A 15,789-nucleotide genomic window follows, 5' to 3' on the forward strand; every position below is an offset into this window, starting at 1 on the left:
GTCGGCAGTATGCGCGCGCGTGGTCCCGTGGTGTTGTCTCAGCGGGAAACTCAGCCACCCTGCCCCGCCAGGAACTCCGCCAGCACAGGACTGGCCGCGCCTTTTGCGGAGCTGAGCAGCTCCGAGCCCGCAAGCGAGGCCTTCGATAGGCGTACGAGCCCGCCGGTTTCCTCGATGCGGTAGCAGCGGCGTTTCTGCCGGCCCCGCCTGTAGTGCGTCGCGGTGACGATCTGGCAGGTGCTGCCATCGGTGAGCGTCACGGGCGCGGCGAGCCTGATCTTGTCGCCTTCCTGGTAGTCCGGGATCGCAGCCCAATCCCGGCAGCGCTGGCGCCAGTCATGGGCGTAGCTGTCGGGATCTTTCAGGTCGGAGAGGAGCTCGATCAGCCCAAGGGGAGCACGCGACTCGTTCGGGCCAGCGCTTTCCTCCATGTCCTTGTAGCCCCAGCAGCCGTCATCGTATCGGGTGAGGAAGACAGCTCCGAAAGTGATGGAGCCATCCGCATCGGTGACATAGGTCGCGTCCTCGACAGGGGTGCCGTCCCGATTGGTGACCCTAGCCGCTGCATACCAGGTGGAGCCGACCTTACAGGCCTTGACCAGTTCGGTTTTGCGCGTGTCGCCCTCAAAGGTGCAGAGCCGGGCAATCTCCGCTTTCTCGTCCGCGTAGGTCCGGACGCGGCGATCGGTGTAGAAGAGCCATCCCATTATGCCGCCCTCCGGTCATCGATTTCCATCAATGCATCGAGCGGCACGCGGTAGGGCTGCATGGCGTCGAAATCCTCGCAATTGCCGCAGTTCTGCACGATCGCGAAGGTGTCGCAGGCATCCTTGAGGATGACCCGGAAGGTGCCGCCGAGGCCCGAGGGCACCTCGTAGGTCCCACCGATGAGATAGTCCGAGGCCCGGCGCACGAAGACGCGGATGCTGTGGCCATCGGTGGCGAGCCGGATCGCCCCCCGCCCCCGGTCGATGAGCACCTGCACGTCATCTAGGATGTCGGTGTAGAACTGGCCAGTCAGATCGCGAAACGCCATGCGGCGCTGCGCCATCCAGTCTGTGTCGCGAAACGGGTTCATGCCATCGGCGAAGGCGAAGGAGGGATCGGCCTGTTCGGTGGTGACGATACGGGTGGTCGTGCCATCGATGCCGTTCGAACGCAGATGCACACCATTGCCGACGATGAGGATCAGGGCCGGCCTGTCCACGGGCCCGTTCCAGTTGGGCAGGAAGGTTTTGCAGGCGCGCGCATGTGCGATTTGCGCCGCGACAGCGGACGCAGAGAACTTGAGAATAGCCATGGGGATGTCTTTCTGTTCGGTTTGGAAGGGTCGACCCGCGCGCTCGGAATGCTCCGCGCGGGTCACTTGATGCGTCAGGCCGCTTGCGCGACCTCGCTGGCAGGCTCCGGAGTTTCCACGGTGGGCTCCGCCTCCTCAAAGGCGACACCGGCGGTCTGCATCATCGGCGGGCACCAGGCGGCCACGGCAGCGCGCTGCGCGTCCGTGAGTGTGGCGAAGGGTTCGGCGAAGAGCTTGTCACAAAAGGCGACGATCTCCTTCTTGCTCGACGAGGCCAGCGTCACCGCCTCCTGGGCGAGACCCAGATCTTCGCCGAGGATCCTCAGGAGCCAGGCCTTCTTGAAGCGGTTGAAGAGCGCCGCATTCGGCGTCCAGTGGGCGCGGATGTCGGGCATGATCTCGATCTCGAACGCATGCATCAGGCTGTCGCGCTGGCGGTCCCGCGCGAAGCAGGACTGCGTGGTGCTGGCGGTTGCAAAGGCGACGAGCTTGGCCTTCTCGCCTGCCTCCAGCGCGCGGAACGCCGCGAACTGATCGGCAGGGGACCGGGTGTCATCGAGCCAGGAGAGGTCCAGCACATCATGCGCCGCCGCCACCTGCTCAAGCGAGGTCTCGTCGATCTCGTCCATCTTGGCATGGCTGCGGTATTCCTTGCGGGCATCGATCTTGATCGCCTGCGTCACGCTCATCCCGGTGCCCAGGACGTCGCTGACCAGCTTGAAGAGCGTCAGATCGAGCGTGGCCTCGGGATGCAGCGCCATCGCGGCGCCAAGGGCCATGGCCCGCTCGGTCTTGAGGTCCTCGGCCAGCGAGGCTGGGTAGGTGATTTCGCCGGCGTCCGGGGCCTCCTCCGCGGTCGGGCTTGCCGAGGAGCCGCGCGCGCCCTCCTCTTTGACGGTGTCCTCCGGGCGAACCAGGCCCACATGGAGCGTCACCTGCCCACTCGACCAGGACGCAATCACACCGGCGCGGGCCAGGTCGTCGGCGCTGTAGGCCTCCTGCAGGTCGCGGGCTTCCTCTTCCAAGGCGTCCACGCGGTCGTAGAGAGCGTTGTAGGCGTCGTCTTCGAGCCCCTCATCCTCCATCTCGAGCTGGAGCTTCTCGAGTTCCGCGGTGATCTCGTCGATGCGCTTTTGGGTGGCTTCATTGGGCTCGATCGGGCCGGGATAGACGCGGCCATAGTCGGCCATGGTCGCGTAATCATAGCGCAGCATTGCATCCGCCCAAGCAAAGCCCAGCTTGATGCGAGCCTCCTCGGCAGCGGCCCCGAGCTTCTCGAGCAGGATAGTCTCAACCAGCGCGGCATCCTCGAGCACGGAATGCTCGTCCAGGAGATCAGCCACGATGGCCCCGCCGCGGGCCTCATAGTCCTCGCGCACGAAAGCCCCGATATCGTCGCTGACCTGCACCCCGCGGGATTTGAGCGCTTGACGCACGGTATAGGCCTGAAGGTAGCTGTCCTCCTTCGTGAGCGCCTCGTAGACCTCATTCTGCACCTCCTGGCTCGGGTGCTCGGCGAAGGCTTTCATCGTGTCGAGCGTGATCACTTTGGCCCGGGCCGCGGCGCGGATGTCGGGGTGGATCAGCCCATAGCGCAACCGGCCTTTGACGGCGGCGATCGTGGTGCCGAAGGTCTTGGCGATGGTCTCGGGCGTCTGACCGTCGACCTCCATCATCCGCGCAAAGGCCTCGAATTCGTCGATCGCGTTCATCGGCGATTGCGTGATGTTCTCGGCGAGCGACAGCGCCGTGGTGACGTCGCAATCCTCGAGCACGAGGCGGCAGTCTACCTTGGTCTTCGCCGTAAAGCCTTTGGCGGCCTTGTCCGCGACCAGTTCCTTCAGGGCTGCATGACGGCGACCGCCTGCGAGTACGGCATATTTGCCGTCGATCTTCTGAACCAGGAGCGGCTGGAGGAGACCCAGTACGGCGATGCTGGCTTTCAGATGCGCGATGTTCTCGGAATCATAAGTTTCCGGCGAGTTGCTGCGCACATTGGCGGGATGCGGGACCAGATCGCCGATGGCGACGGAAGCGGGATTAAGACCTGCGGTCATGGGATATCCTTCTTGGTGAGTTAGATGCGGCCCGCGCCATCACGCGCGTGACCAATCCCCGGCTTCGGGGATCACCACGACAAAAGGCCCGCTTTGCCTTTTAGGGGGCAGCGGGCCTTCATCGTCTGGGGTGTCAGTGGGAGGAGTCCCCTCCCCTACCAGTCGCGCGCCAACATGATGGTCAGCACGCGCATGGTGGTGGCGGGGTTGCCCGGGGTCTCGGCCCCGTAGCGGAAATCGGAATCCGCTTCGTACAAATCCAGTTTCCAGAACACGGTCTCGCCGCGGACCTCGACCGCCCCGAAATCGTGCCATCCCTCGGGGTCATTTTCGGGTTCGAACGTGTCGAACATTCCCGTGGCCTTCACCGCCTCGGCCATGAAGCCGTCACCGGCCTCCATAAGCGAGCGGGTCACATGCATCCGGCCCTGGATGGGCTGCTCGGGCGGCACACCGAGGCAGGCGAGCTTGCGAAACGCGTCGTTCTGCGCTGCGATCACACTTGGATCAGGGCAGTCTGTCTGGGTTTGTGCGGTGATGGTCATGGGGCTCTCCTTTGAGATGTTGAAACACCCTTCTCAAAGCCCGCTTTTCCTTTTCCGCCCGGCGGATGAATCGAGGCCGAAGGCGCCCTACCCTAACAGCCCTTTGGGTCGGTAATTCGGGTTGGGGATGGTTTCGATCCAGCCGCCCTGTTCCTTGATGGTCTCGAGCGCTGCCGAGAGTGGATAGGCACCCTCGGACGCGCTCCACCAATAGGCACTGCGCTTGAAGGTGAAGATCTTGCGGCGGCCGTCAGCGAAGCAGGCCACCCGCAGCGTCTTGGGTTCCTTGCGTGGCATAGGTGTCTCCGTTCTCCCTGTGGTCAGGCGGCCTCGGCGCGGCCCCCTGCCCTGCCCGCCTCCGACCGTGCGATCAAGTAGTCGCAGGCGCGCTGCGCATCAGCGGCGTGCTTGAAGATGGCGCCCTTGTCCGAGCGCAGAACGCGCAGCCAATTGTAGAGGTAAGCGGCATTCATCTCGAGCGTATGCGCTGTGAAGCCGAGCGTCTGGCCAAGGAACACCGAGGTCAGCTCGGCGACGATCTCCTCACGGGCATAGGCCGTGTTGCCGAAGCGCGAAAGGCCGTAGTCGCGGTTCAGCCGATGGCGCGCCTTGGTGGCATGGGCCAGCTCATGGGCCCAGACCCCGTAAAAATTCCGCGGGTTCTCGAACCGCGTGATGGGCGGCATGAAGACCTTGTCCACGGGTGGTAGATAGTAGGCTTCCGTGCCGGTAAAGACGGTTGTGATGTCGATGGCATCGAAAAACGCCTGCATGTGCGGGATGGGTTCGGACGGCGGATGTTCAGGCGCTGGCTCGGGGTCCGGATAGAAGCTGTCCGGCAGACCCTCGATCTGGCAGGCATTGAACACACGGTAGGATTTCTGGAAGCGGAAGATCCGGGCCTCCTCGGAGCGGTCATCCCCATCGCTGCGACCGTCCTCATCAGCGGCGTTCGTCCGGCTTTGTCCGTAGTAGACGACGACAGACGACTTCTCGCCCTTGCGAACCTTTGCGTCCAAAGCATTGGCCTGAGGCAGCGTCATCCAAAAGGGTGAGCTGTGGCCCGCCATCACGGTCCGCATCGTCAGCAGGAAGTTGTTCACGCCTTGGTAGGGTTCACCGCCCACGCGCAGGGGGCGTGAGCTGCCGCCTGCGGTCCAGGGCTTGCGCCACGGCAGGACGCCGCGCTCGATGATGCGGATGATTTCGTTTGTGATGACCTCGGAGGCATCGAATTTGGGCGTGCGGGATCGGGCCATGGCTGGCCTCCTTTCGAGTGTTGGTGAGAGGGAGTGGTGATCAGATTGACTGACGGGGCCGCGGATCGTTGACGATCCTCGCGCCGAGCCGCTCGACCGTGTCGATGTAGGTGGTCAGCGAGACGCACTTGCCGGGACCCGAATGGTCAGGGTCGACCGATCCGTCCCGCGTCACCCGCGGCAGGTTGGCGAAGGCGATGACATCCGTGAGGGGTTGGATATCGATGAACGGGGTCCCTCGTGCGACCGCAAGAGCGGCCAAGGGAAAGCGTTCGATCGCCGCGAAAGTCGACACTGTGGTCCAGCCGAGATGAAGGAACGTCCCACCCTCCCCGCAGATCACATGCGCGTTTGGCAATAACGCCGCCTGCTTCAGATGGCCGAGATCACGCATGACGGTCTCGCTTTCGAGCCGCTTCGCCAGCCCCGTCTGGCCAGTTCGGCGCAGTTCTCTATGCCGCCACCAGGAGGCAGCGGTCGCGCGCAACACGCGCAAGACACCTGTTTGCATCGGAATGCCCTTCATCAGGAAAGACAGACCGGAATCCGGCCCGGACCCATCTGAGGGACCCCAAAGGCCCTCATCCGTCAGTCACAAAACCCGAAGAACACTTTCACTTTTCGTGGACCAAACCCATGAAACACCCAACCGCCACCGAACTGTACTGGTACGACGGGATCAGAACTTCCACAGGGCCCATGGGCTAGACCTGTGGCGGTTCCTTCTTCACGAGATAGCCCAGACCGCTCAATCGGCCCGCAACTGCCAACTTCTTCGTAAAGCGTGCTGATGCTTTGGCTTCCCGTCGATGTAGCGGATCGGCACCCTGGAAAGGGAAATCATGTCGATGAAGGCTGTTATGGGCATGATTTCTCATCGCGAATACCAAAAAACGCAATAACCTATTGTTATTAAATCATTTTCCTCCATCTGACGGATCAGATCATTCCGCAGCCAACATCAATGCACTCTTTTGAAGAGTTCGGGTGTCATGAAATCAAGAGATTGAGTTGCAACCGCTGTTCTGCGATGTCCTCGTCGTCCACTACGACCAAATCAGCGGAACGCGGGACCGCTGGCAACCAGCTGCTGCGCTTGAGGAACCGATTGCCTCGTTGGCCATGTCGCCATTATCGAAGTGACTGAGAAGTTACCGGCTCCCCCTTCCCCGCGCGCGGGAATTCGAGGATCGAGCCCTTGGTCAAACGGTTTTGGCAACCATCGATCATCTGCTCCTTGTGCGCTACGGCCCGTAGCCACGATATCATGCAACAGACATCCACAACCTACCTCTCAGGCATTAGCACCGATGAAGGCCAAGCGAATATCCGAGGCCAGGACCTAAATCGCCGTCAGCAGGCGCCGGATAGCGTAGAGCCAATTGTTGAGGGTATTCATCATCAGATCTCAGACATCGAAAAGGGCAGGGGCCGCAGAGGCGCGCAACTGCTAGGTTGGCTGCAGCGCAACGCTCTGTATGTTCTTCGCTAGCCGCCTTTGCGCTACTAGCAGCGATGGTCACCAGCTGAGGTTTTACCATGATGATCGGGATGCCCTCGTCATCAGAGCTTCGCCGGGACGAAGGCGAAAGCCACTTTCACGATCTCAAATACCGCCACACCTCAACCCCCTAACTTTTCTCTCTCGAACACCGTTTGTGTGCCGAGAGCCTACTTAACAGCTGTTAAGTTATGCCATGCCAGCCGCACGAGATCGGAGTTTAACAGCTGTTAAGCAGCGTTCCGCCGGCCAATCAATGCCATGACCATTGGGCCACAGGAAAACTCGCCTGCCGCAGCTTTGGCAGTCAGAGCTCGCAAGTATCCACCAGGCGATCTTATGTCGGCGAAGCGTTCCAGCATGGCTGCAACGACGATCGACGCTTGCTCCGGACCCATGAACCGCTGTGCTTCTTCCCATGCAGACGCACTGATTCCCATGGCTGGCCGCACATGGCACGCCGCATCGAAGAGCTGATGCCAATGCCGGATCTCACCTTGGTAGAAGGTCTTAAGCGAGGGACATGCCGCGATCACTAGGTGCAGCGGGATCTTTGGCAGGTGTCTTGTGTCCTGTTCATCGACGTCAGCCACAGGCTCATCCGTGTCCACATCTGGCACACCCGCCGCCGCCCCGCTTTTTTCTAAAGCAGGTTCAAGATCTATAGATTCTTTATTTGAATTATGATGGTGACGCTCAGAATGGGCATCATTGGTGTTCATTTCTTCTGTTTCAGGGCCATCAATGATGTTGCGTGCCTGGTCAAGGAGAGCTTCAAGGTCGGCTCGATAGGCCGCGAGGTCCTCAATTGAAAGCTTGCGGCGAAGCGCGCGGGCTGTGAGTGCAGCCTTGTCGCGAAGCTGATCCCAGAAGCCTAGGCCGGGCTGTATCTCGTCTCCGAACTCGGCGAGGGCCGCGAGGTCGCGTCGCATGAGGCTTACGACCTCTCTCAGGCGCCTGACGCGCTCCTCAGCCTCACGTACGGCCTCTGCGGCCCGTGCTATCTCCTCGGACTGACAGTAGAGCGGGGAAAGATCGAAGCCAAAGGCAACGCGATCTTCGCCGTGCTTGCGGACGTAACGCTTCCCATTGGGGCTATCGCGCCGCTGGAGCAAGCCAGCCTCGACAAGACGCGCGAGGTGACGACGCATCGTGGAGCAGGGCATACCATTCAGGCGCTCACAGATCGCCTTGTTCGAGGGGAAGACGACCATCTCGGCGTTCCCGCCAAGCGCATCGTCCGGAAAGAAGCTGAGGAGCCCCTGCAAAACCGTCAGATCACGTTCCGAGACCCCAAAGGCCGCTTGCGCCTTGGAGAGCTCGCGCAGGAGTTCCCACTTGTTAACGGGTCTGGCTGGAACAGATGCCTCGGGTCGCTCAATGACGCGCAAATGGGCGTGCGAAATCGGCCGCATAAACGGCGAGATTGGTGTGTACTCCATGAAAATGTCCACGAAGACAAAAATTCTAGGGCCCGCGAATCGCTTTGCGCTTGCGGGGTAGGGGCCAGAACGCTACATTCAGAAGTGCGAAAACTGAGATTTTGTAGCGGGCTGATCCCGGTGCGAAACCTTACAAAGGTCTCGTGAAGCTAGCTTCTCGGGGCCTTTTTCTTTTTGCCTGTATCGTGCCTCCTTCTTGTTGGTTGCTCTTCCTCAGTCTCCTGAACGCTTCCAGCGCTCATGAAGCTCGGTAATCAGCTTTGGGGCGTTGCCCTCCAACCAGCTGATAAAATCAGGTTCATCCGTAGTTAGATCAAGTTTGAGCTGCTTGCCTTGGCGGCCGGTCTTGACCGTCGCAGCTCCAACACCGGGGATCGCCAAAGCAGGCACACCCTTTCTAGACGGGCTTGCTTTCTTCTCTGCTCTCTTCGCAGCTGCCAGAACTGCGAGAAACGCACGCTCAGAAACCTCATCGACCGAGCCGGAACTTTCGGACTTGGCTGCATGAGCTACGGCTTGCAGTTGGTCTCGATCACCGTCGTAGGCACCCAAAGCCTTTTTGAGCTCTTCCCATCTCGGGCGACCAATCCCGGGAGCCGCACCAATTGCCTGGATGAGTTCCTCGCCGACCATCCGAACGACACTCAAGAGTTGTGAAACCCCAGCTTCGTGGAGGTTAAGGACTTCGGCGACACCTCGATTGGTGCGCTCAGCCCCTTCCAAATGATCACCGTCCAGAAGTGCCGTCGCAACGAGCGCACGCTCAATAAAGCTAAGATCACGACGCTCTTGGTTCTCGAGAAGCTGATCTCGAAGCGCTTGATCACCTTCAACCTCTGTGACGATGGCTCGAACTTTGATACCGAGTTCGCGACATGCTTCCAAGCGTCTGCGGCCATAGATCAGGTTGTAGCGATCGCCTTCCAGTGGGCGGACCAAGACAGGCACACGCTGACCGTTCTTGGAAATAGAGTTCTTCAGGCCCTCAACGTCAATCTGAAGCCTGTCATCCAACCGTCCTTCGGTAACAATCTGCGCCGGATCGATCTCAAAAACACCGCCACGCAGTCGGCGCCCTTCAAGAGCGTCAGGAGCGTTGCGAAGGGTCTGCAGCGGCAGGCCAAGTTTAGGCTTTCTTGCCATTCCACCCCCATGTGTTCTGGATGATTTCAGCGATCTCATCGTTCACTGCGTTCATAGATTCGATCGCACGATCAAACGTCTGACGCGTGAAGTCCTTCTTGTCAGCTTCGTAGAGCGTTTGCTTGGTCAAGCCGGCATCAGAAATTGCGGTCGACTCAACCATGTGATTGGTCAGGACCGACCTCCCAAAGAGCCCGCGAATGAAGGCGATGACTTCGGTCTGTGGCGCGTCGCCGACTTTGTATCGCGTTGGCAAGAAGCGAAGCCAATCGAAGCGCAGATTTGCGCCTGCATCCCTGATTACTCCAAGGAGATCCGCAGTCATTCGCAGGAATTGGGACATCGACATAAGGTCAAGCATCTGCGGGTGAACCGTCACGAGCACACCCGAGGACGCGGAAAGTGCTGACATCGTCAAGAAACCAAGTTGCGGCGGACAGTCGATCACAACAACGTCGTAGTTCGCTTCAACACTATCGAGTGCGTCATGAACTCTCGCGAAGAACGCCTTCGCTCCGCCTCGCTGGATCGCAGCAGGCGTCTCGTGCTCGAACTCCATGAGTTCAAGGTTGCCCGGGATAAGATCAAGGCCGCGGATGTAGGTTTTGCGGATCACTTCGGCGATCGGAACCGGATCGTCATAGCGAACGGCATCATAGAGGGTTCCGCCCTCCATGAGGTCGAGTTCTGGCTGGATTCCGTGAAGAGCCGAAAGAGATGCTTGGGGGTCGAGATCGATCGCAAGAACCCTGTACCCCTTGAGCGCCAAGCGCTGAGCGAGGTGAGCAGACGTCGTCGTTTTGCCCGATCCGCCCTTGAAGTTCACCACTGAAACGACTTGAAGCTCGTCACCGTCGCGACGTCCAGGCACGTAAGTTCCAGACTTCTTTGCATTTCCTTCAAGCGTCTGACGGATTTCCCAGATATCGTCGAGCGTATAGCGACGATGACTTCCAGCCGTCGTCTCGACGTCAACGATCTTTCCTTCTCGATGAAGCTTCCGAAGATAGGTATGGTCGACACCAAGGAGTTCAGCAGCTTCGCCGCTGGTCAAAGTGCGCATCACCTTCTTTGCATCCGGTGGGAAGTGTGCAGCGCGCTGAGCATGCAGGTTCGACGCGAGAAGTTCCGCGTAGTGCCCGATGGCGATATCTAGATCCTGTTCTGCTTCGCTCATGTCTGCCCCGATCCGTGGGCGCGTTTTTTATGTGACCGCGCGTTATTTTTCGAGACTATTGCCCGACCACCCAGATTCGTGCAAGCACTTTCTAGATTTAGTGGCAATCCGTCAGGCCAACACAAGTGTCGTGTTCAGAGGAGCCCCAACTTTTCCGCACGCTCAAGCAGCATTTTGACCGAAGACGGCTGCCAGCTAGTGCGGCCTCGAGGGGTGCGCTCACGCATCGATTCCAGCCGGTCGCAGATCGCCTGCAGTGTGATTTCCGGGTCCGAGCCTTTGATGGCAGCCACGATAGCTGGCAGGCGGTCATCGGTTTCGCGGCGTCCGGCGCGGCCAAGCACTTCATCTAGCAGAAACCCGTCGCGGACATAGGCTTTCACAGCACGGAGTAGGCGGCTTTGGGTCCAGTGCCGGTCGTGGGGCAGGGGGCCATTAATGATTCGCAAGACATCTTCCCAGGCCATATCCGGCCGTAGGCGTCGCACGTGGGGCACCCAATCCTGCGCGGTTTCGTTCAGGCGCTCCATGTAGCCGTCCTGTCGTGCCAGCCGCACCTTGCGCAGCGCGGCGGGGTCCTTGGTGCGAAGCCCAGGATTGCCACCAACGCGACCCTTGGCGCGCGCAGAGGCAAGGCCCGCCTTGGTACGCTCACGTATCAGCGCGCGCTCGAACTCGGCCGCGGCGCCCAGAACCTGCAATGTGAATTTTCCTTGAGGGGAGGCGGTGTCGATTGGATCCTGCAGCGAGCGGAAGAAAGCTCCCTTGGCCTCCAGACGTTCGATCACCTCCAACAAGTGCGACAGAGACCGCGCAAGCCGATCAATTCGCACGACGACCAGCGTATCGCCGCTCTGGACGCGTTCGAGCACCCGCGCGAGCACAGGACGCGCGCGATTGCCGCCTGAGGCGTGCTCTTCGAAGATCTCGACGCATCCCGCAGTTTGCAGGGCCTCAGACTGGGGCAGGGGGGTCTGATCCTCTGTCGATACGCGGGCATAGCCTATCAGGGGCATGAAAACGGGGCCGTTTGCAATTTCATATACCGTTACTAAACGACCGTTTGGCAGTAAGTATATGAGCTGTTCTTGCTTTTTGGCAATCTTTGCCATAGATCTTACAGAGAGGGAGACGACTATGGGCACAATGAATATTTCATTGCCGGACCCGATGAAGAGCTGGGTCGAAGAACAGGCAAAGACCGGACGCTATGCCAATTCCAGCGACTATGTTCGCGACCTGATCCGGCGTGACCGTGCCCGTCGTGAGGCCGTTGCGGAAATTCAGGCTGCTGTCGACGTAGGCCTCGCCAGCGGGCCGGCGGCCCCGCTTGATTGTGGCACGTTCAAGTCCCGGATGCGCGCTGAATATGCCGAAGAATAGCCGTTGGGTCATTCGATCCGCCGCTCAATCCGATTTGTCCGACATCTGGCGTTACGGCGCAGACACCTGGGGCATCGAACAGGCAGATAGCTATGCGGATGGTTTGTTCGCGCTCTTCGATCTACTTTCAGACTTTCCAGAGATGGCCCGGGAACGCGGCGAGTTCATTCCCCCGGTACGCATCCATCCCAGTGGCGTGCACCTGGTGATCTACCGGGCGCAAGGGCAGGGAGTTGAGATCATCCGCATATTGCATGCCCACCAGAACCTGACGGCCTATCTCCTGGAGGGATGAGTGTCACAGCCCCGCGGCCCTCGTCAGGTTCACCCGGAACCGGTCACGGCGGCGTTGGTAGCGACGGGTCATCTCGGCCGAGGCATGCCCGAGCTGCTTCTGGACGTAGCGTTCGTCGACCTCGGCCGAACTGGCGAGACCGGCGCGCAAGCTGTGGCCCGAAAATAGGGCGAGGCGGTCTTTCTCGGGGAGGTCTGACCGGATGCCGGATTTCAGGACGGTGGTCTTGATCAGGCGGGCGACGTGTTTGTCGGAAAGGCGGGTTTCCAGGGCGCGTTTGCCATCGCGGGAGGTGCGCACAAAAACCGGGCCGAAGTCGACCTTCGCGAAGTGCAGCCATTGTTCGAGCGCATGGACGGGGCAGGTCTGGTCGCTTGAGCCACGCCCGACCTCGACCTCGCGCCAGCCGGTCTTGGCACTGAGGGTGAGCAGGGCACCGCCGTCAAAGACCTCGACCCAGCCGCCGGAGTCCGGTGTATCGTCCTTGTGCACATCGAGGCAGACCACCTCCGAACGGCGCAGGCCACCTGCATAGCCCAAGAGCAGGATCGCCCGGTCCCGGAGCCCGCGGAGATCGTAGGGAAGGGCCGCCACCATGGCCTGAATGTCCTCAGGCAGGATCGCTTCCTTCTGGTCCGGCGGACGGCCATGTTTGCGCTTGATCCCGGCCAGCACGGTGGCGATGTGGCGGTTCTTGCGGTCGAGGGTGAAGCCGCGTTGCGCGTAGTTCCAAGCGAGACCGCACAGACGACGGTCGATGGTTGAGACGGTTAGGGCAGGGGCGTCGTTGGCTGGCGCGGCTAAGTCGGTTAGGTAGAGCCCGATCATTTCTGGCGACGGAGGCAGAGGATCGGTTCCCTTGAGCCTGCACCAACGCGCAAAGTGCTTCCAGTCGGCCGCGTAGGCCTTGTTCGTGTTCTGGGCCGTCGAAGCCTTGGCATAACCCCGAGCGGTGTCCACCAACCGGTCGAGCGTGCCGGACCCCGCGACATGGGAGGGCAGGGCGATGCCATCGCATTCTTCTTGATCTCTCTCGTCGAGGGGAGAAACTTCAAACGTGTTGGAGGTCGTTGAGGTTGGTTTCTCGTTGTTTGACGACATCTTTCCCCCGAAAAAGCGGTATTTCTGAGATTGTTCCGCAGCATATCCCTTCATGTCCGATAAGGCAAACTTATTGGACATAGCTGTGAATTGCAAAGTGCGGCGGTTTGTGCGGAAATATCTGGTAAAAAGCGCCGTGGCGGGGTAGCGTCGGAGACATGACATTTGCCCGGCCGGATCACATCAGCGACCTTGATACGTTACCCCGGATGCCCGCTTGGGTCACCTCTGCACGCGCTGAAACCCTTGAAGATGTTGCGTTTTTGTCGGGTGCGGCGCTGGACCACCTGTATCTTGTGTTGAGCCGAGTTGACCTCCCCCATGCCTTGTTGCGGGATCGGTTGGCGCTGCGCGCGGCCGAAGCCTGTGTCGCGTTTTCCGGGCGTCCCGAGAGGGCAGGGGAGCTGCGGGATGCAGTGCACCTTCTGCGGCCCGGCGATCTGCCCGGACCGGCGGGCGAGGTCTACCTCGCCTGGCGGCGCGCGGTGGAGCGGCCGCTGTCGATCAAGGCCCTGGGCCGAGCCTTGCCGACCCTCAGGCCGGACCAGATCGCGACGTGGCTGGATGCGGGGCAGGGGGCACCGGTCAAGCGTGCCGCACTGGTGTTGGAAGCAGTGCTGCGCGAGGCGCCGCGGGCCGATGTGCCCGCGTTGATCCTCGCGGATATAGCCCTCGCCCAAGCCCTCGGTTGGGGTCATCTTGTGCCGCTGCTGGCCCCGGGCCTGAAACGCGCCGACCTGCGCAAGCGTGGGGAAGACTTGCGGCTGGTCTGTCATCGCGCGCTCACCTCGTCGGTGGTCGAGGCCGTGCGCCTTGCTGCCGATCTCGCGCGTCGGGCGGCGCATCTGAAAGCGGTCGCTCCGAAACTTCGGGCCAAGCGGGCCGGCGACGCGGTCGAGATGTTCCTGACCCGCGATGCCGTGGCGCCGTCGGCTTTGCCCTTGCCGGATCGCGCCGCGCGGCGGCTCTGTGACCGGCTGGTCGATCTGGGCGCGGTGCGCGAGCTGACCGGGCGCGACACCTTCCGGCTGTATGGGGTGTAGGGATGGCGAGTGGATCGGTGATAGCGGGCGGTTGTGGGTTGGATGTTCAAGTAGTATGATTAGATATGAACAGGTATGACAATCAAGGCGGAGGCATATCATGTCCAGACTGACGATTTCGATGCCCGATCAGATGAACGATTGGGTCGAGGCGCAGGTCAGCGCAGGCCGTTACGGCAATGTGAGCGAGTATTTCCGCGATCTGGTGCGGCGCGATCAGGAACGCCGGGAGGCGGCGTTTGATGATCTGCGCAACATGCTGGAGCGGGCCGAGGCCGGGGGCGTCAGCACGCGTGGCTTGAGCGACATCATGGCCGCCGCACGCGAGGAAGCGCGGCAAAAGGGCCTGCTACGTGGCGAGGATTGAAATTTCCCGTGATGCCGAGCGCGACCTGATCGACATCTACCTGTATGGTATCGAAGAGTTTGGCCTGCATCAGGCCGAACAGTATAGCGAGGTTCTTCATGGCCGGATCGAAATCGTGGCGGAAAACCCGAGTTTCGGCTCGGATTATGGATATGTGAGCGAAGGGGTGCGGCGCTATGAGAGCGTCTCTCACGCTGTTTACTATCGGCAGATTGCGGGCGGTATTCGTGTCCTGCGGGTTCTGCACGGGCATATGGACCCCGGGCGGCATCTTGGGTGACCGGGGGTATGTGCCCATTGCGGAGGAGGCTGGGCATGACCCGCTGTCCTGGAGCCTGAGATGGCCATAGACCGACCCGACCCCGATCTTGACCGCGAGTTGCCCGACCTGCCGCCGGAGTTGCGCTGGCGCGAATGGATGCGGCGGATCGAGGCGGTGCTGTTTGCGTCGGCCTCGCCGCTGCCGCGCGAAGACCTGGCGCGGGTGGTGGGGCAGGGGGCCTCGGTCGATCTGCTGGTCGAGGACCTTGCCGCCGATCTGGAGGGGCGGGCCTTCGAGGTCGCCAAGGTCGCCGGTGGCTGGATGCTGCGGACCCGGCCGGCCTATGCGGCGGCGATCCGGACGGCGGCGGATCTGGGCGACCAGGATCTCGATCTTCGCGAGTACGACGTCGCGGTGCTGGCCGCCATCGCCTATCACCAGCCGATTACCCGTGATGGGCTCAAGGACATCTTCGGCAAGGAGATCAGCCGTGATCTCATCGGACGCCTGCATGCCCACGGTCTGATCGGGACCGGCCCCCGGTCGCCGCGGCGCGGAGCGCCCTATACATTCGTGACGACCGAGCGGTTCTTGACGGTGTTCGGGATGGAGAGCCTGCAGGACCTGCCTGATCGGGAGGGGCTGGAGGATGCGGGGCTGGATCATCACAAAGCTGAATCGGTCAGGGTGGATTGATTCAGATTTGTCATTGGACGGATGAGGCCCGACAGGCGAGACTCTGGCCATGCAAAGCGGCGTACACGACCCTGTCGATCTCGAACGCATCGATCCGGCGCAGAACATGGCGCGGTTCTATCGGGTCGTGTCGCGAATGCTGTGGAAATTCCCTGGCGGCGCGCTCCGGGCATATGAAGAGTCGGTGTTTTAGGCTGCGAGGTCAAGGGGCATGGGTT

General features: G+C 61.1%; 19 protein-coding genes. 7 read left to right on the plus strand and 12 right to left on the minus strand.

From position 1 onward, the window contains the following. Positions 1 to 50 precede the first annotated feature (50 nt). From BUB53_RS19565 to BUB53_RS19615, 11 genes are all read right to left on the minus strand, one after another. Entirely contained in the window at positions 51 to 707 is a 657-nt protein-coding gene (locus BUB53_RS19565) for a DUF6927 domain-containing protein (RefSeq protein WP_073037322.1), read from the minus strand. Beyond that, positions 707 to 1,300 carry a hypothetical protein gene (locus tag BUB53_RS19570; protein ID WP_025042408.1) on the minus strand — a complete coding sequence of 198 codons (594 nt, stop codon included), beginning with the start codon at positions 1,298 to 1,300 and terminating at the stop codon, positions 707 to 709. The genes BUB53_RS19565 and BUB53_RS19570 overlap by 1 nt, the downstream gene beginning before the upstream one ends. Before the next feature lie 74 nt (positions 1,301 to 1,374). Next, complete coding sequence (locus tag BUB53_RS19575; protein ID WP_073037324.1) at positions 1,375 to 3,357, minus strand: ParB/RepB/Spo0J family partition protein; 1,983 nt, start codon at positions 3,355 to 3,357, stop codon at positions 1,375 to 1,377. A gap of 155 nt (positions 3,358 to 3,512) precedes the next feature. Next, positions 3,513 to 3,902, minus strand: coding sequence for a DUF3768 domain-containing protein (locus BUB53_RS19580; RefSeq protein WP_073037326.1), 390 nt, complete (start codon positions 3,900 to 3,902; stop codon positions 3,513 to 3,515). 87 nt (positions 3,903 to 3,989) lie between these two features. Further along, positions 3,990 to 4,199: a DUF6330 family protein gene (locus BUB53_RS19585; protein ID WP_073037328.1), complete on the minus strand. Its 210-nt coding sequence runs from the start codon at positions 4,197 to 4,199 to the stop codon at positions 3,990 to 3,992. 23 nt (positions 4,200 to 4,222) lie between these two features. Continuing rightward, a complete protein-coding gene (locus tag BUB53_RS19590) occupies positions 4,223 to 5,161 on the minus strand; it encodes an ArdC family protein (RefSeq protein ID WP_073037331.1) in 939 nt (312 codons plus the stop codon). A gap of 40 nt (positions 5,162 to 5,201) precedes the next feature. Further along, the gene (locus tag BUB53_RS19595) at positions 5,202 to 5,687 is read right to left on the minus strand and encodes a hypothetical protein (RefSeq protein WP_073037332.1); all 486 of its coding nucleotides are present in this window, start codon (positions 5,685 to 5,687) and stop codon (positions 5,202 to 5,204) included. Positions 5,688 to 6,892: 1,205 nt separating this feature from the next. Beyond that, positions 6,893 to 8,104 (minus strand): plasmid replication protein RepC, encoded by a 1,212-nt coding sequence (gene repC, locus BUB53_RS19600; RefSeq protein WP_040884173.1) that lies wholly within the window; start codon positions 8,102 to 8,104, stop codon positions 6,893 to 6,895. A gap of 213 nt (positions 8,105 to 8,317) precedes the next feature. Beyond that, positions 8,318 to 9,247 carry a plasmid partitioning protein RepB gene (repB, locus tag BUB53_RS19605; RefSeq protein ID WP_073037334.1) on the minus strand — a complete coding sequence of 310 codons (930 nt, stop codon included), beginning with the start codon at positions 9,245 to 9,247 and terminating at the stop codon, positions 8,318 to 8,320. Continuing rightward, positions 9,231 to 10,424 carry a plasmid partitioning protein RepA gene (gene repA / locus BUB53_RS19610; RefSeq protein WP_073037337.1) on the minus strand — a complete coding sequence of 398 codons (1,194 nt, stop codon included), beginning with the start codon at positions 10,422 to 10,424 and terminating at the stop codon, positions 9,231 to 9,233. The genes repB and repA overlap by 17 nt, the downstream gene beginning before the upstream one ends. Before the next feature lie 134 nt (positions 10,425 to 10,558). Further along, complete coding sequence (locus BUB53_RS19615; RefSeq protein WP_009807472.1) at positions 10,559 to 11,440, minus strand: recombinase family protein; 882 nt, start codon at positions 11,438 to 11,440, stop codon at positions 10,559 to 10,561. 121 nt (positions 11,441 to 11,561) lie between these two features. Between BUB53_RS19615 and BUB53_RS19620 the strand changes: the two genes are divergently transcribed. Together BUB53_RS19620 and BUB53_RS19625 are read left to right on the plus strand one after the other, a co-directional pair. Further along, entirely contained in the window at positions 11,562 to 11,807 is a 246-nt protein-coding gene (locus BUB53_RS19620; RefSeq protein WP_073037339.1) for a type II toxin-antitoxin system ParD family antitoxin, read from the plus strand. Then, on the plus strand, positions 11,794 to 12,102 hold the full coding sequence (locus tag BUB53_RS19625) for a type II toxin-antitoxin system RelE/ParE family toxin (protein ID WP_073037341.1): 309 nt from the start codon (positions 11,794 to 11,796) through the stop codon (positions 12,100 to 12,102). The genes BUB53_RS19620 and BUB53_RS19625 overlap by 14 nt, the downstream gene beginning before the upstream one ends. 3 nt (positions 12,103 to 12,105) lie before the next feature. Here BUB53_RS19625 and BUB53_RS19630 read toward each other — a convergent pair whose 3' ends face one another. After that, entirely contained in the window at positions 12,106 to 13,203 is a 1,098-nt protein-coding gene (locus tag BUB53_RS19630) for a tyrosine-type recombinase/integrase (protein ID WP_073037366.1), read from the minus strand. A 158-nt stretch (positions 13,204 to 13,361) separates the two neighbouring features. Between BUB53_RS19630 and BUB53_RS19635 the strand changes: the two genes are divergently transcribed. The 5 genes from BUB53_RS19635 (at position 13,362) to BUB53_RS22865 (ending at position 15,764) form a co-directional block, all read left to right on the plus strand. Continuing rightward, the gene (locus BUB53_RS19635; RefSeq protein ID WP_073037343.1) at positions 13,362 to 14,246 is read left to right on the plus strand and encodes a DUF1403 family protein; all 885 of its coding nucleotides are present in this window, start codon (positions 13,362 to 13,364) and stop codon (positions 14,244 to 14,246) included. Positions 14,247 to 14,346: 100 nt separating this feature from the next. Beyond that, on the plus strand, positions 14,347 to 14,613 hold the full coding sequence (locus tag BUB53_RS19640) for a type II toxin-antitoxin system ParD family antitoxin (RefSeq protein WP_073037346.1): 267 nt from the start codon (positions 14,347 to 14,349) through the stop codon (positions 14,611 to 14,613). Then, entirely contained in the window at positions 14,600 to 14,893 is a 294-nt protein-coding gene (locus tag BUB53_RS19645; RefSeq protein WP_073037348.1) for a type II toxin-antitoxin system RelE/ParE family toxin, read from the plus strand. The genes BUB53_RS19640 and BUB53_RS19645 overlap by 14 nt, the downstream gene beginning before the upstream one ends. Before the next feature lie 60 nt (positions 14,894 to 14,953). Next, complete coding sequence (scpB, locus tag BUB53_RS19650; RefSeq protein ID WP_073037350.1) at positions 14,954 to 15,571, plus strand: SMC-Scp complex subunit ScpB; 618 nt, start codon at positions 14,954 to 14,956, stop codon at positions 15,569 to 15,571. 49 nt (positions 15,572 to 15,620) lie between these two features. Beyond that, a complete protein-coding gene (locus BUB53_RS22865; protein ID WP_159437878.1) occupies positions 15,621 to 15,764 on the plus strand; it encodes a hypothetical protein in 144 nt (47 codons plus the stop codon). The last annotated feature ends 25 nt before the right edge of the window (positions 15,765 to 15,789 follow it).

It is taken from the genome of Roseovarius pacificus (assembly GCF_900142665.1).
GTDB lineage: Bacteria > Pseudomonadota > Alphaproteobacteria > Rhodobacterales > Rhodobacteraceae > Roseovarius > Roseovarius pacificus.